Annotated in this window: 1 protein-coding gene; it reads left to right on the top strand. The window is 38.6% G+C overall.

Annotated elements, in window-relative coordinates:
• Window positions 1-95 precede the first annotated feature (95 nt).
• Window positions 96-1415, top strand: a complete 1320-nt coding sequence (locus IGI68_RS12285; protein WP_000202380.1) for an IS1380-like element IS1678 family transposase — start codon at window positions 96-98, stop codon at window positions 1413-1415.
• Window positions 1416-1556: the final 141 nt, after the last annotated feature.

Raw genomic sequence — 1556 nt, 5'->3', positions numbered from 1 at the left:
TACTTTTTCATCTTCACCCGTTAAGTGATGAAAAAAGAACCCCTTTCTGCTATGGTTAAAGTGACTAAACCAACCAAAAGAAAGGAGTTCTTTTCATGACTAGCTTACACAAAAACCAAGTAAAATTCAATTCAAATATCACTATTTCTCATACAGGTGGTCAATTATCGAGTGATTCGGGTCTCGTCCTAGTGAAAGAGCTGATGAACATCTTTGGTTTTTCTGAACTGGCTAAGCAACACATTCACATTGAAGACGAACGAGCGTATTTTACTCATGACAACTTATCCATACTTGAGCAGTTCATTATGCAATTAATTGCTGGTTACTCAGCTGATTCTGCAGCTAATCTCCTGAGACAAGATCCTGTGTTTAAAGCTGTTTTAGATAGGAAAGAACTCGCTTCTCAATCTTCACTTTCCCGATTTTTAGATCGACTATCTGAGGAGAATATCCATGAACTTCAAGCTTTGAACCAAGAACTTATCGATAAAGCACGCCTCATCCGTAATGATACGGAATTAATCATTGATTTAGATTCGACCCATTCAGATACATTTGGTCACCAAGAACAAACGAATTATAATACACACTACCAAACCTATGGTTACCATCCATTGGTAGCTTTTGACGGATTGACTGGTGACTTCTTAAAAGCTGAACTACGTTCAGGAAATCAATATACATCAAAAGGCGTAAAGGAGTTTCTCACACCTTTATTAGAGCACTATAATCACTCTCTACCAAACACTGACATCTTGGTTCGTGGAGACAGCGGGTTCGCTACACCTGGTGTGTATGATTCGTGTGAATCAAAAAAGAGTCATTATGTTATTCGACTGAAGAATAATCGTAGACTAGGTCAAATAGCTGAGAAATCAGTACTTTATGGCGATAATCAAAAGTGGGAAGAACGAGAAGTTCAGTACTTCTCGACCACTTATCAAGCACAATCCTGGTCACAAAGTCGTCGCGTGTGTATACGCTCAACACGTGAAGCGGGCGAACTACTCTTTCGACATGAATTTATCGTGACGAATCTATCAGAAAATGTTTCTCCTGATACCATCTTTTCTATCTATGCCAAACGTGGCACAATGGAGAACTTCATTAAAGAAGCGAAAGCTGGCTTTTACTTTGACAAAACAGACAGTCCTCGCTTTTTGGAGAATCATGTCCGAATGATGCTCAGCTTGATAGCTTACAACTTAGTCAACTTCTTAAGAACGATTGGCTTTGAAGAAGTCCAAAAGGGAATGACCATTCATTCTATTCGATTGAAGTTTCTGAAAGTTGCTGGGAAATTAGTCCAAACGGGTAGACGAGTCTATCTCAAATTATCTAGTTATCATGTGTATCAGAATGAATTCTACAGGGTCTTTGCTCGCCTGAGGCGAGCCAGTCAATGGATCTAATCCAACAATCTAACGATTTTTTTACTGGGAAGTTATCCAGGGAGAAGTATGCTCAAAATGCCTTACACCCAAAATTTATTCCTCAATATTTTTGAACAGTGAATGTTTGAAGTAACTTTTTAGTCAAAATCAGTTGATAGG

This window comes from Enterococcus sp. DIV1314a (assembly GCF_051713805.1).
In the GTDB taxonomy this organism is placed as follows: domain Bacteria; phylum Bacillota; class Bacilli; order Lactobacillales; family Enterococcaceae; genus Enterococcus_I; species Enterococcus_I aquimarinus.
The sequence above is the reverse complement of the archived record's forward strand: the minus strand, read 5'-3'. Positions and strand labels throughout refer to the sequence as shown.

Excerpts from the sequence above, each read along its gene's own strand:
- IGI68_RS12285 (WP_000202380.1), top strand. The coding sequence starts at position 96 with ATGACTAGCTTACACAAAAACCAAGTAAAATTCAATTCAAATATCACT.